Source organism: Pseudoalteromonas sp. CO348, assembly GCF_004208845.1.
Taxonomy (GTDB): domain Bacteria; phylum Pseudomonadota; class Gammaproteobacteria; order Enterobacterales; family Alteromonadaceae; genus Pseudoalteromonas; species Pseudoalteromonas maricaloris.
This window is the reverse complement of record NZ_SGPI01000033.1, coordinates 67878-85306: the sequence shown is the minus strand read 5'-3', so window position 1 is coordinate 85306 and position 17429 is coordinate 67878. Positions and strand designations below refer to the sequence as shown.

Annotated in this window: 14 protein-coding genes and 1 pseudogene; 6 read left to right on the top strand and 9 right to left on the bottom strand. The window is 43.1% G+C overall.

What is annotated here, in order from left to right; translation table 11 throughout:
* Nucleotides 1–13 precede the first annotated feature (13 nt).
* The 3 genes from EXT48_RS17045 to EXT48_RS17035 are packed head-to-tail and all read right to left on the bottom strand — an operon-like array spanning nt 14 to nt 1850.
* Nucleotides 14–556, bottom strand: coding sequence for an acireductone dioxygenase (locus EXT48_RS17045; protein ID WP_130165122.1), 543 nt, complete (start codon nt 554–556; stop codon nt 14–16).
* Entirely contained in the window at nt 553–1239 is a 687-nt protein-coding gene (gene mtnC / locus EXT48_RS17040) for an acireductone synthase (RefSeq protein WP_130165121.1), read from the bottom strand. Before mtnC ends, EXT48_RS17045 begins: the two co-directional genes overlap by 4 nt.
* Entirely contained in the window at nt 1236–1850 is a 615-nt protein-coding gene (locus EXT48_RS17035; RefSeq protein ID WP_130165120.1) for a methylthioribulose 1-phosphate dehydratase, read from the bottom strand. The genes mtnC and EXT48_RS17035 overlap by 4 nt, the downstream gene beginning before the upstream one ends.
* A gap of 102 nt (nt 1851–1952) precedes the next feature.
* On the opposite strand from EXT48_RS17035, the gene EXT48_RS17030 reads away from it, so the two are divergent.
* A complete protein-coding gene (locus EXT48_RS17030; RefSeq protein WP_130165119.1) occupies nt 1953–3092 on the top strand; it encodes a methionine aminotransferase in 1140 nt (379 codons plus the stop codon).
* Nucleotides 3080–3850 (top strand): amidohydrolase, encoded by a 771-nt coding sequence (locus tag EXT48_RS17025; RefSeq protein WP_130165118.1) that lies wholly within the window; start codon nt 3080–3082, stop codon nt 3848–3850. Before EXT48_RS17030 ends, EXT48_RS17025 begins: the two co-directional genes overlap by 13 nt.
* A 76-nt stretch (nt 3851–3926) precedes the next feature.
* On the opposite strand, the gene EXT48_RS17020 is transcribed toward EXT48_RS17025, so the two are convergent.
* The 5 genes from EXT48_RS17020 to EXT48_RS17000 form a co-directional block, all read right to left on the bottom strand.
* Nucleotides 3927–7229: a methyl-accepting chemotaxis protein gene (locus EXT48_RS17020; RefSeq protein ID WP_130165117.1), complete on the bottom strand. Its 3303-nt coding sequence runs from the start codon at nt 7227–7229 to the stop codon at nt 3927–3929.
* Between the two features lie 142 nt (nt 7230–7371).
* Nucleotides 7372–10710, bottom strand: coding sequence for an amidohydrolase family protein (locus EXT48_RS17015; protein ID WP_130165116.1), 3339 nt, complete (start codon nt 10708–10710; stop codon nt 7372–7374).
* A 132-nt stretch (nt 10711–10842) separates the two neighbouring features.
* Nucleotides 10843–13002, bottom strand: coding sequence for an ATP-binding protein (locus EXT48_RS17010; protein ID WP_130165263.1), 2160 nt, complete (start codon nt 13000–13002; stop codon nt 10843–10845).
* Nucleotides 13003–13154: 152 nt separating this feature from the next.
* Entirely contained in the window at nt 13155–13811 is a 657-nt protein-coding gene (locus EXT48_RS17005; protein WP_010376437.1) for a helix-turn-helix transcriptional regulator, read from the bottom strand.
* Between the two features lie 228 nt (nt 13812–14039).
* Nucleotides 14040–14411: a histidine triad nucleotide-binding protein gene (locus EXT48_RS17000; protein WP_010376435.1), complete on the bottom strand. Its 372-nt coding sequence runs from the start codon at nt 14409–14411 to the stop codon at nt 14040–14042.
* A 172-nt stretch (nt 14412–14583) separates the two neighbouring features.
* Between EXT48_RS17000 and EXT48_RS16995 the strand changes: the two genes are divergently transcribed.
* Nucleotides 14584–15192: a DUF2057 domain-containing protein gene (locus EXT48_RS16995; RefSeq protein ID WP_130165115.1), complete on the top strand. Its 609-nt coding sequence runs from the start codon at nt 14584–14586 to the stop codon at nt 15190–15192.
* A 114-nt stretch (nt 15193–15306) separates the two neighbouring features.
* On the opposite strand, the pseudogene EXT48_RS16990 reads toward EXT48_RS16995, so the two are convergent.
* Nucleotides 15307–15797, bottom strand: a pseudogene (locus EXT48_RS16990) (tyrosine-type recombinase/integrase).
* A 218-nt stretch (nt 15798–16015) separates the two neighbouring features.
* Here EXT48_RS16990 and EXT48_RS16985 point away from each other — a divergent pair.
* The 3 genes from EXT48_RS16985 (at nt 16016) to EXT48_RS16975 (ending at nt 17397) form a co-directional block, all read left to right on the top strand.
* Entirely contained in the window at nt 16016–16300 is a 285-nt protein-coding gene (locus EXT48_RS16985) for a hypothetical protein (RefSeq protein WP_130165114.1), read from the top strand.
* A gap of 113 nt (nt 16301–16413) precedes the next feature.
* On the top strand, nt 16414–16800 hold the full coding sequence (locus EXT48_RS16980) for an energy transducer TonB (protein ID WP_130165113.1): 387 nt from the start codon (nt 16414–16416) through the stop codon (nt 16798–16800).
* A 120-nt stretch (nt 16801–16920) separates the two neighbouring features.
* Complete coding sequence (locus tag EXT48_RS16975; RefSeq protein ID WP_130165112.1) at nt 16921–17397, top strand: YfbM family protein; 477 nt, start codon at nt 16921–16923, stop codon at nt 17395–17397.
* Nucleotides 17398–17429 lie beyond the last annotated feature (32 nt).

Below are 17429 nucleotides of genomic sequence, written 5' to 3'. Positions count from 1 at the left end.
ATTTAGACTTGTATTAATCAAGTAATGGAAACTGCTTTGCAATTTCAGAGTCCGTGCTTTTTGCAACCCAACCCTCTTGATTATTGAATAGGCGAATGGCGGTAAATTCTGGATCGCTACCCATATCGAACCAATGAGGCGTATTTTCTGGCACTGAGATTAGGTCACCTTGCTGACATAAAACTTGGTAAACCTTATCGTTTAAGTGTAAGCAGAATAGCCCTTGTCCTTTAACAAAAAAACGCACTTCATCTTCGCTATGAGTATGTTCAAAAAGAAATTTTTGTCGCAACTCCGAGGCACTAGGGTTGCCCTTTGCGAGTGAAATCACGTCGACAGTTTGATAACCGCCTTGCGCTTTTAATCTTTCAATATCGCGCTGGTAGGCACTAATAATGTCGTCTTGTGACATTTCAGCTGTGATATCGGTGTTAGCCTGCCATTGTTCAAAGCGTACGCCTTGCTCTGCGAGCAAAGATGCGATGATGTTTGCGTCTTGCTCTTGTTGTAAAGCTTGGCTTGGATTCTGTACCTGGTAGATAGTCAGTTGACTCATGAAAATGCCCCTTCATCAAAATGGTCAAAGCTTGATATAACTGGATGTTCAGGTGATGTTGTTTGTGCATCTCTAAACAGTTGTAATGTGTGCATACCAGCGGCCTTTGCTGCGTCTAGCTCGGCTACGATATCGCTTAAAAAGAGGATTTGCTCTGCTTCATACGGTAAGGCTGCAATAATGTTCTGATACGCCGAGACTTCCTGCTTAGCACCCACTTTAGTATCAAAGTAGTCACTAAATAGCGGGCGAATGTCACCATAGTCTGAGTGCGCAAAAAGTAGCTGCTGCGCTTTCACTGAACCCGAGGAATACACGTAGAGATTGCGACCATTCGCTTTTTGTTGTGTTAAAAACTGGTAGGCATCTTCGTACAAATGTCCGGTAAAATCGCCGTTTGTATAGCCAAACTGCCAAACGAGACCCTGTAGCTGTTTTAATGGCGTGATTTTTTTATCTGCGGCGATCCACTCAAGTAGTGCGGCAATCACGGTATCAATATCAGCGTTGGCATTATCCAATTCTGCTCTGACGGCACTAATTTGCTCGGCAACGGCGGTGTCATGCTGATGGTCGCGAATAAATTGCGGTAAATGCGCAGCGGCATACGGGAATAGTATCTCTTTAACAAATGAGATACGGGTAATTGTCCCTTCAATATCTGTTAAAATGGCTTTGATCATTGGCGCCCCTCCAATTTAATGCGTTCTAATTCGCAGGCAAATAAAAACTCTAAGCCCTCAATATGACGACGAGTTTCTTGTACTGTACGGCCCACTGCGTATAACCCGTGACCTCGGATCAATACACCGTGTATAACCGGTGTAGTTTGATGAGATTGCGCCACGCGCTGTGCTAGTCGCTCTATATCCTGATCGTTATCGAAAATAGCAATGGATAAGGTTTCTTCATGCGATTGAATGCCAGACAGTGACTTTTGCATTTCATAACCACTGATCTGAAATTGCTCGCCTTGAATAAATCGCGATAACACAGTCGCAGCAACGGAATGCGTGTGTAATATACACTGTGCACTCGCGCATAATTCATATAATTTTAGGTGCAATGCGGTTTCAGCTGAAGGCTTGCCATTACCTGCAATGATGGTGCCTGTGGTGTCTAATTCCAGAAATTGTTCTGGTGTTAATTTACCTTTATCAAAGCCGCTGGCCGTGACAACAAAGCCAGAGTCTGTTTTGATAGAGAAATTACCACCAGTCGCGGGAACCCAGCCTTGCTGAGCAACCCAAGCTCCTGCGTCGATAAGCGCGAGTTTTGCGGCTTGTGTGTGCATAGTTAACACCTATAAATTAAATGCGTTTGGACGGCTATACATCTATTTTGAGCAATGATAGCATCCACTCACGATTAGCACCATAAGAAAGAGAGTGTTGCAGTGAAAAGTAAGTTACCTCAGGTTGGAATTAGTATATTTAGCCAAATGACGGCATTAGCGAACGAGCATGGTGCGATCAACTTATCGCAAGGCTTTCCGGAGTTTGATGCGCATGATTACCTAAAATCGCAACTGAGCCACTATGTTGGCGAAGGTCAAAACCAGTATTCGCCTTCTGCCGGCGTACCGAGCTTGCAAGCACAAGTTGCGGCATTAATTGAACGTCGCTATCAGGTGAGGGTTTCAGGACAAGAACAGATCACGGTGACCTCGGGTGCAACGGAAGCACTCTTCGTGGCAATTCAGGCAATAGTATCTGAAGGGGACGAAGTTATTGTATTCGATCCGGCTTACGACTCTTATGAGCCTGCAATTGAACTTGCTGGCGGGAAAGCCGTGCATATTGCATTGACTGCGCCGCACTACCAAATTGATTGGCAACAAGTCGCAGCGAGTATCAACCCAAATACCCGTGCTATTATCATCAATACACCGCATAACCCGTCGGCTAAAACGCTGAAGCCGTCAGATTTAGAGCAACTAAAACAGCTGCTAAATCAGCATGATCTGTTATTGATCAGTGATGAAGTATACGAGCATATTACCTTTGATGGTTTGCCCCATCTGAGCGCATTAACTGATCCTGCATTGTTTGAGCGTGCGTTTGTGATCTCTAGCTTTGGTAAAACCTTTCATAGTACAGGCTGGAAAATGGGTTACTGTGTGGCGCCAAAGCAAATGACTGTTGAATTTAGAAAAATCCATCAGTATGTAACGTTCTCAAGTTTCACTCCGGCACAACTTGCATTGGCTGATATGCTTGCTGAACACCCTGAGCACGTTGATGAGCTGAGTGGATTTTATCAACAAAAACGCGATGTTCTGATTAAGGCGTTAGCGTCAAGCCGATTTACGCTATTACCAAGTGAAGGGACTTATTTTTTGCTTTTGGATTACAGTAAAATTTCTGATCTTGATGATGTTGCCTTTTGTCGCTATCTGGTGGAAGAGGTTGGGGTTGCGGCAGTGCCACTCAGCGTTTTTTACCAACAAGCACCTGAAGACAAGGTCATACGATTGTGCTTTGCTAAGGAAAACCAGACATTAGAAGAGGCTGCAAAACGCTTATGTCAACTTTAACCGTTACCCTTGTTCAAACAGATATCCAGTGGCTTTCACCTGAGGCCAACTTTACCCATATTGAACGTTTGTTAGAAAATGTCGAGCCAAGCGATTTAATTTTGCTACCAGAAACATTTGCTACCGGCTTCGCCGTAAAAGAGCCGGATGTTGAGCGCTATGCTGATGCAGCCATCGAGTTTTTACAGCAATGTGTTCAGCGCTTTGGAGCTGTTGTAGCAGGCAGCGTACTGGTTCCGCAAGGAGATAAAAAGGCCAACCGTATGGTGTGGTGCCAGCCGGATGGAAAGATACTTCATTATGACAAAAGACACTTATTCTGTTTGGGTAATGAGGGGGATTTTGTGGTTGCTGGTGAGCACCGTGAAGTGTTCGAATTAAAAGGCATTAAATTCTTACCGCAGATCTGCTATGACTTACGTTTTCCAGTATTTCAGCGTAATCAGAACGATTATGAGGTTATGATTAATATTGCAAACTGGCCAGCGGCACGCCGAAATCATTGGGATACTCTACTGGCTGCTCGTGCAATCGAGAATCAGTGCTTTGTGCTTGCGGTAAATCGCGTAGGTGAAGATGGGTATGGCACTGCGCATAATGGCGGTACTAAAGCGATTGACTTCAATGGTAAGAGTCTTGTTTCGGCAGCAGATGACCAAGCAGAAGTTATTACCGTAAAGTTAGAGCTGAGCGACTTGCAGCAATATAAAGCTAAATTTCCAGCCCATCTCGATGCGGATAAATTTACGCTGGCATAATACACATTGGTACATGCATAACATGCCCAACTAAAAAGCTTAGTTGGGCATGCTCTAACTCGAAACTCAACAGGCCCTAAGATGCATTATATTGATGCACAAGCAATTCACCTTCTCTGCCAGTGGCGCTATAATCATTCTTTGATAAACGGAAATAGCTCAACTGGGTGCGCATTTCATGGGCTTGCTCAGCCATTTGCCTCGCCGCTGCCATCGTTTCTTCGGTAATTGCAGAGTTTTCTTGAATAAGATCCGTTAGCCTTTGCACCACCAAATCCACTTCTTTAATGGCTTGTTGCTGCATTGAAGTCGACTCATTGATTTTAATGATGTTGTTATTTACATCACTCACGGCACCAACGATTTGTTGCAGCTTTTCACCGGAACTATTGGCAAGTTCAGTCCCTTGCTCTACCTTTTGATTACTGTTTGAGATAATTTCTTTGATTTGCTTTGCAGAAGCGGCGCTACGCCCTGCCAGCTCTCGTACTTCGTTTGCAACGACAGCAAAGCCACGGCCATTTTCCCCTGCTCGTGCCGCTTCAACGGCAGCATTTAGTGCCAGCAGGTTGGTTTGAAACGCAAGTCCATCAATCACCGATACAATCTCATTAATGTCTTTACTGGCTTTGTTCACTTCAATTATTGCAGCTACGGTTTGGGCAGATAAACTGCCTCCTTCTTTGGCTATGTTTTCTGCGTTTGTTGCTAGTCCTACGGCATCACCAGATTGGTTTGAAACTTTAGTGAGTTCATCTAACATATTGCCGGTGCTGGCACTGGCTTCTTCTAAGTTTGCTGCTTGCTCTTCTGTGCGTTGGCTGATTTCGGTGTTACTCGCCGCTATTTCACCGGCACTTTGAGCAACATAATTTGCTGCGGCTTGGATCCCTTCGATTACACTGGTGAGTTTTTTAATTGTGGTATTGGTGTCATTCTGAAGAGACTTAAACACGCCAAAATATTCACCCTTTACTTGATTACTTAAGTCACCTTGAGCAACGTTAGCCAATACACTGCTGACTTCGGAGATAGCCCCAGAGACCTGTAAAGTCGAGTCATTTACATTCTCTTTAAGTTGTTGCAGTTGACCTTGTAGTGGCAACTCTATTTTTTGACTAAAGTCTCCTTCGGACATTGCGCCCATTACGCTGCCGAGTTCTTCAATGACTTGATTGAGGTTCTCGACCGAACGGTTAATATCACCTTTGAGATTATCGAGCTGGCCAGACATCGCAGATTGAATGGTGCGGTCAAATCGACCATGGCTAATAGCCATCATCACCGTAGAGATTTCCGAGATAGCAACATCAACGGCGGTCACAGAAGCATTGATATTATCTTTAAGTTGCGCGAGCTGACCCGTTGCTGCTACGTCCACTTGTTGTTTAAAGTCGCCGTTGCTGACGCCAGCCATCACAGTGCCGATTTCTTTCATTACTCTGTCTAGGTTTGCCATGCTGGAGTTGATATCTTGTTTTAAGGTATCTAATTGGCCTGCGAGAGGGGCCTCGAGTTGCGCAGAAAAGTCGCCTTGGCGTAGTGCAGACATAATCGTGCTGATACCGTCAATCGCACTGCTAAGGCTGCGTACGGAATTATTTACCGAATCTTTGAGCTGCGCTAGTTTTCCTTTAGCGGGTACGGTTACTTGCTCCTTAAAGTTACCCTGTTCAATATTAGTCATGACATGAACAATACCGTTCATAGTCGAATTAATCGATGCCAAAGAATCGTTAATATTATTTTTGAGCTTGTCTAAATCGCCAGACATGGGAGCATTAAGTTTGGTATCGAAGCGACCATTTGCCATATCGATGGAAATTTCATTCAGTTCAGAAATAGCTCGGCTTAACGTATTGGCACAGTGGTTAGTGGCTTCTTTTAGGGTTTCTAGCTCGCCCCGACACGGTACTTTTATGCGGTCGTCAAACTTGCCCGAGGCCATTTGATTCATGACGCGATTAGCCTCAGTGATAGAAAGCTGTAAGGCATCCAGTAGTGAATTAAATGCCTGTGCACTGTTGCCTATTTCATCGTGGCTACGAATGGGCGCTCGCAATGAAAAGTTGCCTTCCTGCTCAACTGATTTCATGGTTTCTACCAACTCGTGAACAGGTTTGGTAAGCGTTTTTGAGAACCAGTAGGCGACTATCAGTACTAACACTATAGTGACCGCTAAAATAATCATCAGGTATTGAGAGAGCGAGGTGATAGAAGCAAATGCTTCCGCTTCGTCAATTTCGGCAAGCAGTGCCCAACGGGTATTAAAGACTTCGACCGGTGTATAGGCAGACAACACGGCTTCGCCGTTGTAGTCTTCAATAACCTGTTGTCCAGATTGATTATTTAATGCTTGAGAGACTGCAAGCGTGGCTACCTTGCCGCGTTCAGGGTATCGAAATGAATTCACCACGGAATGATGTTGTGGATCTAAGAATGAGTCTGAACGCATCAGACCCTCAGGGCCGACTAGGTAGGTTTCACCACTTTCTCCTAAGCCTTCTCGCTCGGTCATAATGGCATTGATGGCATCAATAGATAGCTGTGCAGCTACAATTGCAATGGTTTGGCCATTCACCACGATAGGTTTGGCAATAAAACTAGCGGGGGCATTATAGGAGGGGAGGTATTGTTTGTAGTCTGCGAAAGCGCTGATTGTTGGATCCGCTGAGTCCTTCAGTTCTCGATAAAGAGAAGCTAGATTACTATTGGCATAAGGACCCGATTCTAGTGACGTAGCAAAATCAACCTCTTTAAATACAGAATAGACAATATTTCCATTACTTGGGTCAATGATAAAGATATCGTAAAACTCATAAATGTCGGCGATATTAAGCATATATGGATGGTAACTGCGGTGAGCAAGGTCATAACTATCTAAGTGACCGGTTTCAATAAATTTGTACTTTTCACCAACTGGGTAGGGGTTGCTTGCTAAGTAACGTGCTTGCAGCGCAAGCCCAGACTCTGAAATGTTACCAATGAGCCTTGCTGTGCTCGTATCTTCGGGGTTTTCTTGATTGAATTTAGGTACGAACACTTCATCATAAAATCGAGATAATTTGGCATAGTTAATATCGGCCTGAGCGCTAGGAAAGCTGGTAATAAACTCTTGTGCAATCACAGGAAGCAATGGGTTTGCTGTAAAGGCATCGAGTTTATCCTCAACGGTCTTAAAGTAGCGATTAACCGCGCTTTTTTTGATCTCACTAACGGCACCAAGTTGTGAATATACTTGCGCTGTCATGGCATTCGATGCGGTATTAAGTGCGATGGAAATAATTACTATCAACGGCACGAGCGCGACGATTAGAAATGCAAAAATCAGCTTTTTAGTTAAATTAAGAGAGTTAAAAAATTGCGAAAACCCAGACATAACCTAATTCCCTGTTGCTATGGAAGTACCTATAACAGCATAGAACAGTATTGATTAAGATCTAGACAAAAAATAAAAAACCCGGCTATCTAGATAGCCGGGCTTGTAAACTTAACGTTTCACTCTTCAATCGTGCTACGTATTAGTGTTTCCAATGATAGGTATGGGCCTTTTCTTCCATATACTCAGCAGTTGCTGGATGCATTTGGGTTTGCGCGCCATTTTCGAAGAAGAAAGGCTGACGTTTATTGTCATAGTTGCCGATTTCATTCATGGTTGCCGCATCGTAGACACGGCCATTGATCACGGTGTAGGCAACTTTCTCTGAATCACGGATGTTAGACAGCACATCACCATCTATGATGGCAAGATCGGCAAGTTTTCCTTGTTCAATCGTACCAAGGTCACGGTCCATACCTAGATATCTTGCACCGTCGATTGTACCGCTGCGAAGCGCCTGCCAAGGTGTAAACCCGCCTTGTGCCATAGACCATAATTCCCAATGTGCAGCTAGACCTTCACGCTGGCCGTGAGCACCAATGTGTACAGTCACACCCTTATCGCGAAGCTGTTTTGCGGTTTTGGCGACATTGATATGGTTATAGTGACGTTCAGGTGCTTTGCTTGGACGAATTGATCTTGGCTTTACCACATACTCAGGAACGAAGCTCATTAAGCGCTCGTTTTCCCACACATTAGTGTGTTGATACCAGTATTCTTCGCCAGAGATACCGCCATAGGCGACAACAAAAGTTGGCGTAAAACCAACGTTTGTTTGTCCCCACATTTGTTCGATATCAGAGTAAATATTCGGGATCGGCAGGGCATGTTCAACACCGGTATGACCATCGACTATCATGTTCATGTTGTGTTGGAATTTTGAACCACCTTCAGGCACAACCATGATTTCCATGTTCTTCGCCGCTTCCAATACTTGCTGACGTGTCTCACGGCGAGGGTGGTTGTAACTCTTCACTGAAATAGCGCCAGCGTCTTTTAGGCGTTTAACGTGGAACTCTGCGTCTTCAAGGTTACTGATTGGTGTTTTATAACCCGGCGCGTGGCCAGCATATAAAATACGTCCAACAGAATAGGTGCGTGGCGCGACCGTTAAACCCGTTCTTTGTAGTTCTGCCATAGAAAATACCTCGGCAGAGTTATTTGATGGATCATGGATAGTCGTCACACCAAAGCTAAGATTAGAATACTGATTCCAGTTTTGCTGTGGCTGTAGGTTATAGCTACCGTAACTACCATGCGCGTGGGCATCGATAAGGCCTGGGATCACGGTTTTACCGCTAATATCCATTACTTTAGCTGTGCTAGGAACGTTTAGTTCACCTTGCTTACCGACTGCAACGATGCGATTCTCTTTGATGAGGATCACACCATTGTCGATGATTTCTTGTTCGTTCTCAGCGTTGCGCATGGTTACTACTTTACCGCCAACTAGCGCAATCATACCTTCAGGCTTATCTGCTTTTTGCTCAAAACTCAAGTCGATGCCTTCAGCGGTTAGCTCATCGGTGTTGTCAGATGCACCATCGACGAAAGCGAAAGTGTCAGTCAGTTTGCGCTGATAAAGTGTGGGACCAAATGCCCAAGTTAGCGCGCTGCTGTCTGCTTTCCAATTTAGGAAATCACCAGAGTACTTTGACACTTGCTTAACTGGGAAAGCTTTCTCACCCTTGTTAATGGATAAGGTTTTACCTGTACTGGTAAAAGGTGCAACAAATGTATTGAAATGCTCGATAAATGCAACGTATTGGCCATTTGGAGAGACTTTAAAGTCAAAGACATAATCACCTTTGAAGTGGCTACGTTCTTCTTGACCATTGAGGTTAACACTTTTTAGTTCGCGATGTGTTTCATCACTCATGGTGGAGAAGTAAATGCGCTCAGAGTCTGCTCCAAAGTGCGGATTGTCACCGCTTTTAATAATGCGTTTTGCTTCACCGCCGTTAGCATTAACTAGATAAATACCAGGGTGCATTGACCAGTCACCGCTTAGCAAGTAGCCGCCGGTTACCTTTTTAAATAGCACGTTTTTGCCATTTGGTGAAAAGCTCGGTGAGATATAGTGACCAGGTTCTTGGGTGATCACTTTACCTTTACCACCGTTTGCAGATACAACACGTATTGCGCCTAAGTCTTTATCATTCCAAGTTGTGTAAACAATAGACTTGCCATCGCGAGAATAGCTTGGGTAGAACTCAAAGTGGTCAGTTTGCTTAGTGAGGCGTTTTACTTTGCCTGACGCAATGTCTTTTACGTAAAGGTAGCCAAGCGCTTGGAATAGTGCAGTTTCACCATCAGGAGAAATTTGAGACCAGCGTGCAAGTTTGACTTTAAAGGTGTCAGGCGCGACATCTACCGCAAAGCGTAGTGCCGGTGTGATTTGTTTTTCAGCGACAACGCGAGTAGGGATGACGTTGACCTCGTGCGATGCAATATTGACGCGGTTGAATACCCCTTTCGCCCAAAAAACGAGGGATTTACCATCCGGCGTGTAAGCAAAAGAAGGTGTGTTGCCATGTGCGCCATTGGCTTCTTGTAAATCGCGATCAAGGCCGGCATAAACACGAGTTTCGACGCCTGAGTGTAGATCTTTAATATATAAGGAACCGACCATTTCGTTGCCGTTATCTTCGCGTTTAACAAACGCAATAGATTTGCCATCAGGACTGACGGTTGGACGAATAGCACCGCCAGCACCACGGATCACGGTCTCTTCTTCACCGGTTGCTAAGTCCCAACTACGAATTTCGAAAACAGCATCGAGCGAGTTTTTGTTATATTCCCAGCGCACGCCAGAGGTCGCATCAACTGAGTAATAGATTTTCTTGCCATCGTGAGAAAAAGCGGGTTCTGCAACGTTCTTTTGCGATTTTGCACCATGTAGACGCTCACGGACCAACACGCCTTTACCACCGCTGATGTGATACATACGAATAGAGCCACCTGGGATGGTACGCCCCGTTACTTGACCTTGCTTAACTGCAATGTATTGACCATCAGGCGACCATGCGGGGTTGTGAACAATATTATTCACTTCTTTTGACACCTGACGCAGGTTTTGGCCATCTACGTCCATCACCCACAGGTTATCGCCACCTGCGCGATCGGAGATAAATGCGATGTGTTTACCATCAGGCGAAAACTTAGGTTGAATGTTCCAGCCCATGTCGGATGTTAAGGCTGTTGCTTTACCACCGCCAATTGGCATGATGTAAAGGTCGCCAAGCATATCAAAGACGATGCTTTTACCATCAGGGCTAACATCTAAGTTACTCCATGTGGTTTCGTTGGTATCGATGGTGATGGTTTGCTTTTCACCTGGTGGGTTGAGCACATCCCAGCCTTTGGTTGACTTCTCTTCTGTTTGCGTGGCTGTAACGGCATCATCAGCGCTAGCTGGCTGAGCCAAACCAATCACAGCAGCACCAATAGCAATGGCTAATGGTGATTTAAAAAATGACATAGATGTTCCCTTAATTTTATAGTTATTGCCCAAGGCGAGCGGTTTGCCTCGGTTAAATTAGCGTTAATGTAAATGCTCACTAAGCATGAACAAGTTTTATTATGATGTCGAACAACATGCGTTTAATGACGCTTAACCCATTGCCTCTTTACGAACGAAGTGGAGATATGCCGCGAGACTTTCTTGCCATAGCGTCATGGCTTCTGTGAGTTCATCATGGCAGGATTTACCATCCAATAAGCGGCGCTCTGCTTTTTTCAAGTTTGAGCCATAGCGATTAAATCCGAGTTGTAAGGCGGTGCTGGCTTGACGATGAAGCTGTCTGATACATTGATCTTCATCTTGCTCTAATAGCTGCTGAATATGGATGAGTTTATTACGAGCCGACAACACAAACTCGTTGTAAATCGAAGAGACTTCATCTTCACTAAATCCAGATTTTAGGGCGTTTACCGCCGTTTCATCGTATAGGATATCGGGCAATTCTACGCTGACATTGGCTTTTTTGGGAGACTGAGACTCGCTAAGCGCTTGGCGTAATTTTTCTTGCTTTATCGGTTTGCCAACAATATCGCGAATGCCGAGTGCCAAGTATTCTTTTACCTCATCTGGACTGAGGCTGGCAGTAAAGGCTAGGAAAGGGGTTCGTTTGTTTTTATGTTCACAATTTTGTAGCTGCTTTAATACTTCTTGCCCGGAAAGATCGGGTAAGTTCATGTCTAACAACACCACATCGAAATGGTGCTGTATTAGCATCTCGATGGCGCTTTTACCATTGGTTGCCAATTTAACCTTATGCTCATCTTCTGCCATAAACTCAATAGCGATTTTTTGGTTGAGATCTAGATCTTCTACCAACAGTACTTTCAGACCAGTGATACAGTTATCGTGCTGCGGGCGCTGCTCCACTAAGCTCAGTTCACCAATGTTTAGCAGTAAATCAAAACTGAATGTACTGCCTTTGTTAAGCTCACTTTGAATATCTAGCTGTGAATTCAGACGGTTGAGTAGGCGACTGGTAATGGCAAGCCCCAAGCCTGTGCCACCCTTAACTTTACCTGCACTACTTTGTACGTATGGCTCAGTCAGTTTATTAATATCTTCACTATCAATACCTGGCCCTGAGTCCGTGATACTAAAGCGCACTTTATGCTCAATTTGTTGGTCTTTTAAAATCTCAACTTTGAGTTTTACTTCCCCTTTATCAGTGAACTTAATGGCATTACCAACGAGGTTGATAAGAATTTGTCTCAGCTTTTGTTGGTCAAAGTAATAGCACACCTGATCGGGCAGCTCGTACACCAGTTCAAAGTGCAGTTTCTTTTGCTCTGCGAGCGGACTTAACAATAAGCAAAGGTTTTGTAGCCAACTTCTAAGCTCAACGTCCTCTTCGTACAAGGCTTCATCACTTTGCTCCAAACTGGCGTAGTCTAGTACTTTATCAATCAGTAAGTTTAGCGATTCAGCAGAGTTTACGATGGCCTCACAGTAGGCCTTGTTGCGACTATCTCTGGTGCGTCCTAGTACGAGTTGGGCGCTGCCTAAGATGCCGTTAAGCGGAGTCCGTATCTCATGACTGATCGTTGATAAAAACATACCGCGCAGCTCAAGGTCTTGTTGTGCCTTTAATGCAAGTTTATTAAGGTTTTGTTCTCTTTGCTCGTTACATAACAGCGCCATACCTGTTGCATAAAAAATAGGTGCAAGAACGCCATTGAAGAAAATAGTGATGGTAAACCAGTTCTCTTTGAAAAGCGTGAAATGCGTTACTTCTCCCATTAAGAGGGTTCTGCCGGTAAATATCACCAATATAATAAGTAAAATGGTGATATAGACTATGCTGCCGTTAGGGTATTTATTTCGTGCAAAGCGGCTAAAGAAATAGAGCAGGAGTGTCGCTTCAGCTAAGTGTTGTAAGTCCGAGATAAGGATCCTATCTCTCAAGTTTGGAGAGAAAATACTGCTGTACATCAACAAAATGAAGAGCCCAGCAGTAACGCTGAGAAACACTTTAAAGGATGGGCCTTTAACCCCTAAAAATTGCCTTATCGCCATGCAGTGGATAATGGAAGCCGCAAACAGCAAGGTATTAGCAATGGGTATAGTTTCCCAGTTGTCAAAATAGCCGTGTAATGCAAAGGAAGAAATCGCACAGAGCAAAACCAGAGGGTAAAAAATATAGAGCAGCGTTCCGGGTGTGCTTTTATTTGCTCGCCACGTTAAAAAGGTAAGGAGCGCCATCATTGCTGTCATGACGAGACTAGTTAGGTAGAGGGTTTTTGGGTCGAGCATGTACCTAAGGCTGCTTTCAGTTGCGAAAAAACTTAGCATAGAGGTATTCGCCAAGGCAGTAAAGCCTGTATGAAGCTGAAGCCCCGATATCGCGATGTCAGCGCTGTCTTTCACCCGCCAACTTGCGTCAGCAGGTTAAAGACAGATGAAGCTTAGCGGATCTCGTCAGGAATATTCTGCTGAGCCCACGAAAGGAGTTCGATACGATTACGACATTTGGTTTTACGAAATGCACTGTACAAATGCGTTTTCACCGTATGTGGACTGATATTTAGCTCTTCAGCGATCTCTTTGTTTTTCGCACCCTTACTCATTAGCGCGATAATTGCTTTTTCTCGCTTAGTGAGCTTAACAGGTTCGATATCACCTTCGGTTAGTTTATGTAATGCATCTTTATTAAATTGCAGCATGCGATTTAACACATTACACATCACGTCACGGCGATACCACAGTTGATCTTCAAGCAACAAACGGATCCCTTTCATTAGCACGTCGGCATTATCTGTCGTGTAGAAGACACCACGAATCCCGCTTAGCAGCGCACGATTGGCCAGCTCTGGGTTTTCATCTAAGTTGAATAGTACGATATCGCATTTGACTTTGAGGTTGACTAGTTGTTCTTTTAATTTACCCCAAGAATCGTTCACTGCGGTTTCGATGAAAAGTAATCGAGTGCCTTCAGGCACATCTGAGATATCAGTTCCAGTCGTAACATCCAACCCTTGGGTTTTTAACAAAGGTTGTAACACATTGATACCAATGGTGTTAACCGGTTCTTTATCTAATAACAAAAAAGCACTACTGCTCATTTTAGGACACACTCTAATTTTTCCGATTTCTCAATGCTAACATGGGATTCAGACCTTTTGTATTAGAATTTTTAGTACAAGATAGAGAAATCCGCTATATAACAAAGTGAAATAATAAATCGAAATTATGTACAGAATATGTATTGAAATGTAATTTGTTGAAATAAGTAAGCTTTTAGCATTTTCTGTTAATAACTTACTTATTTACATTGCTTAACAGAGAATAATCTAAACTGGTACTTTTTTCGTATTTTGATAAGGCGGCCAGCCCATTTCTTTTCCAGCTAATACATGTAGATGAAGGTGATATACGGTTTGACCACCGTGATCATTACAGTTCATCACTACACGATAACCATCTTCTGCAAAGCCGTGCTCTTTCGCTAATTTGGCTGCAACAACATACAAATGACCAACAAGATGAGCATTTTCTTCCGTCACGTCGTTGATGGTCGCAATTGCTGTTTTAGGAATAACTAAGACGTGAAATGGCGCTTGTGGATTAATGTCTCTAAACGCGAGTGCTTGTTCATCTTCGTAAACGATGTCTGCTGGGATCTCTCGATTAATAATTTTGGTAAAAATAGTTTCTGAACTCATGGTCCTTCCTTATCTGCATATTGAATTGCTCTAGCATAGCTAACTCTCAAGGAGACTCAATAGATTTGATGCGTTATCCCGCTGCGCATCAATTAAAAGGGTAGAGATATAAGCAGGTATGCAGTAATCTCATCAAGGTATAATGATTTGGTACTCACGAAGGAGTGAATAGATGCGCTTAAAATATACGCTTGCGACCGCTGTTTTACTGTTGTCACCGCTTTCACAGGCTGCGTTGCTAAGTTTTCCTGAAGAAATTATTCCCTTGCAAGTTGATGATAAAACCATTGAACACTCATTCTTCTCCAAAGTGCGAGAGCTAGACTTAGCAAAAGGTGAGTATGCGGTCAAAATGCGTTACACCGACTTGTATGAAGTGGGCTATGACGACCACGAAACCATAGAGTCGAAGCCATTTTGGGCAAAAGTAAGTATCGATCAAGACGGCGAGTATCAGGTTGAATTTAACCGACCTGACAATGTGGTTGCGGCAAAGGCATTTGCAGATCAGCCGTTGATTATGTTGCAAGCACCCAATGAATCGTTAGCGACAACATTGGTGGTGACGCAAGAAAGACCTAAATTAACGGCGACGATGGTAAGTGAGCCTTCAACATCCACTGCTCCTCGTTATTCAACGCCAAGCACTGCCACACGAGCAATTACGCCAGCGGCGCCTAAATCAGCACATCCAGATGTGGTTGGCATGTTGGACTATTGGTGGCAACAGGCAACCCCAGAACAAAAACGGTTGTTTTTGGAAAAAATAAAGGGCAATTAAGCCCTTTATCTGAATAAGTCTTAATTTTATCTATTAGTCTTTATTAACGAGATTCAATCAAATAGGGCCGTTGTGTATGAGTCAGAAACGAACCCGCAGGTGACCTATAACAAGCTAGAAAACTTTGCTCAAAGGGCTAACAACACCGTTTGCGCCTTGCTGTAAAACATGAGTATATATTTGCGTTGTCTTCACATCGGAATGACCAAGTTGAGCTTGCACGGTTCTAATATCTGCACCACTTTGTAGTAAATGAGTAGCAAATGAATGTCTAAAAGTGTGGGGCGTTATAGGTTTTGTTATTTGTGCTTTTTTGGCTGCCTCTTTAACCGCTTTACGTACTCCTGTTTAATTATTTGCTTATACAGAAAAGATAATGCATTTAACGCTGGCGCTTGTTTTTTAGGCGACACATTACGTTGAAGTACAAGGTAGTTGAGATATTCGACAACCTCGTTATCGCCCATTGAAGCTGGGTTACGCTTATCATGAAAATGAATTTGGGAAGAAATCCACTTAAGATATGTATCAACGGTTCTGAGCGAATATTGCTTAGTCAGCATAAACTCTGCAATGTGGTTTAGAAATGATGAACGAGTTCTCATTGAGCTAGTCCCAATTTAGCTGTATTTATATACAGTGTTATTGTGTTTCTTCTATCGTCAAGAAAACGACTCACTGGGTCGTTTTTATCCTTTTTAAAGTTTCTATAATGATTAAAAATATATCTGTAGCAACAAGTTAGTTATTCTGATAAAGCTGGTACAATGAGAATAATGACCCATTGGGTCGATACTAAAATGTTATGTTGCTAGGGAAAATTATGAGTATCAGTGACAAGTGGGAGCTAATATCAGCAGAGTTACTCGCAGCATATAAATTGCTTCCGACTGAAATCAAAGAATCTGACTTTGGCTACTGTGAAGAAGACTTTCTTGAGTACTTATCTGTGAATGAACTTCGTCTAGCTATGGAAGAATTGGATGGTGTTATAGAGGGCAATGAAAGCCCAGGTCATTTATTTTGGGAGCATTTAATAAAAGCTGCCACTCTAATGAGTCGTCCTGAGCATGCTAAAAAATACGAGCAATATAAAGTCGCAACATAACAAGGTAAATCAAAAAGTGCGGACAAAAAACAGTTGGCTTTGTTCGTGCCTCACAAATTTTAGCCAACTATTTTTAGCCGTTAATTTGCGGCGTTATGTACTCAGGAGGCATCGTGATTAGTACATTATTACTTTTAGCTGGCGTTCAGTTTGGTGTCACTAAAGCATGCAATGACCCTGACATTGAGTTTCTAGATGAACCCATTAGTATCGCCACATCAATTGAAGGTAAGTTCAGTATTTTTGAACCCAGTACAATACGGTTTAATTCTTCGTTGCCTTCTGCCTGTGCCTTAACAAATACAGAAGGTACCGTAGAATTCGATGTAACAAATGAAGGTAAAGTAATAAACCTTAAAATATTGAGCCTCAATCCAATTAGAATACACTCACGTGCAATATTGAGAGGGCTTAGAAAGGCAAAAGCCTTACCCAAAGCATTTGGTACTGTCGGTAATAAAGTACACGTTAAATACATACAGTTTAAAAAGAGAACATAACAAATTAATTAAACAATGGACGCAAAACAGCAGGCTTGCGCTCATTCTTCGCTAATTTCAGCCTGCTATTTTACGCCTTTTATTAAGGCGTTATGTTTTCTTAATCAAGGAGTTCACAATATGTCAATGATAGCGTCATTAAAAAGCGTGAGTGAAGAACGGCTAAATGAGATATTGGCAGAGCCGTCTAAGCTAGTATCGTATTTATATGAAGACGACAGTGGCAAAGCGTGTGACGTCGATAAAGCGTGGCATGCAATTCATTTCTTACTAAATAAAAGTGTTTGGGAAGCTACTTCTCTGGGCGGTTCTGTATTTTTAGGGGGAATACCTATTTCTGATGAAGATGTTGGTTATGGCCCAGCTAGATATTTCTCGACTGAACAAACTAAAGAAATTTCGTCCGAATTATCGAAAATATCTGAAAATCAATTGTTAGAGAATTTTCTTAATCTGGTTGATGAATCTGAAATTTACCCAAGCTTTGAAGACATAGAGGAAGATAGAAAGTATATCACCCAGAACTTTATTCATTTAAAAGAGTTTTTAGCTGAGCTTGCAAAAGCTGATAGTTGTCTAATTAGCTATATGTGCTAATTAGACAACAAGTGCCTAAACCAAAGGACGCA

What these genes read in the sequence shown, in the direction of transcription:
- EXT48_RS17045 (WP_130165122.1), bottom strand. Translation starts at nt 556, where the DNA reads ATGAGTCAACTGACTATCTACCAGGTACAGAATCCAAGCCAAGCTTTA.
- mtnC (WP_130165121.1), bottom strand. Translation starts at nt 1,239, where the DNA reads ATGATCAAAGCCATTTTAACAGATATTGAAGGGACAATTACCCGTATC.
- EXT48_RS17035 (WP_130165120.1), bottom strand. Translation starts at nt 1,850, where the DNA reads ATGCACACACAAGCCGCAAAACTCGCGCTTATCGACGCAGGAGCTTGG.
- EXT48_RS17025 (WP_130165118.1), top strand. Translation starts at nt 3,080, where the DNA reads ATGTCAACTTTAACCGTTACCCTTGTTCAAACAGATATCCAGTGGCTT.
- EXT48_RS17020 (WP_130165117.1), bottom strand. Translation starts at nt 7,229, where the DNA reads ATGTCTGGGTTTTCGCAATTTTTTAACTCTCTTAATTTAACTAAAAAG.
- EXT48_RS17015 (WP_130165116.1), bottom strand. Translation starts at nt 10,710, where the DNA reads ATGTCATTTTTTAAATCACCATTAGCCATTGCTATTGGTGCTGCTGTG.
- EXT48_RS17010 (WP_130165263.1), bottom strand. Translation starts at nt 13,002, where the DNA reads ATGCTCGACCCAAAAACCCTCTACCTAACTAGTCTCGTCATGACAGCA.
- EXT48_RS17005 (WP_010376437.1), bottom strand. Translation starts at nt 13,811, where the DNA reads ATGAGCAGTAGTGCTTTTTTGTTATTAGATAAAGAACCGGTTAACACC.
- EXT48_RS17000 (WP_010376435.1), bottom strand. Translation starts at nt 14,411, where the DNA reads ATGAGTTCAGAAACTATTTTTACCAAAATTATTAATCGAGAGATCCCA.
- EXT48_RS16995 (WP_130165115.1), top strand. Translation starts at nt 14,584, where the DNA reads ATGCGCTTAAAATATACGCTTGCGACCGCTGTTTTACTGTTGTCACCG.
- EXT48_RS16985 (WP_130165114.1), top strand. Translation starts at nt 16,016, where the DNA reads ATGAGTATCAGTGACAAGTGGGAGCTAATATCAGCAGAGTTACTCGCA.
- EXT48_RS16975 (WP_130165112.1), top strand. Translation starts at nt 16,921, where the DNA reads ATGTCAATGATAGCGTCATTAAAAAGCGTGAGTGAAGAACGGCTAAAT.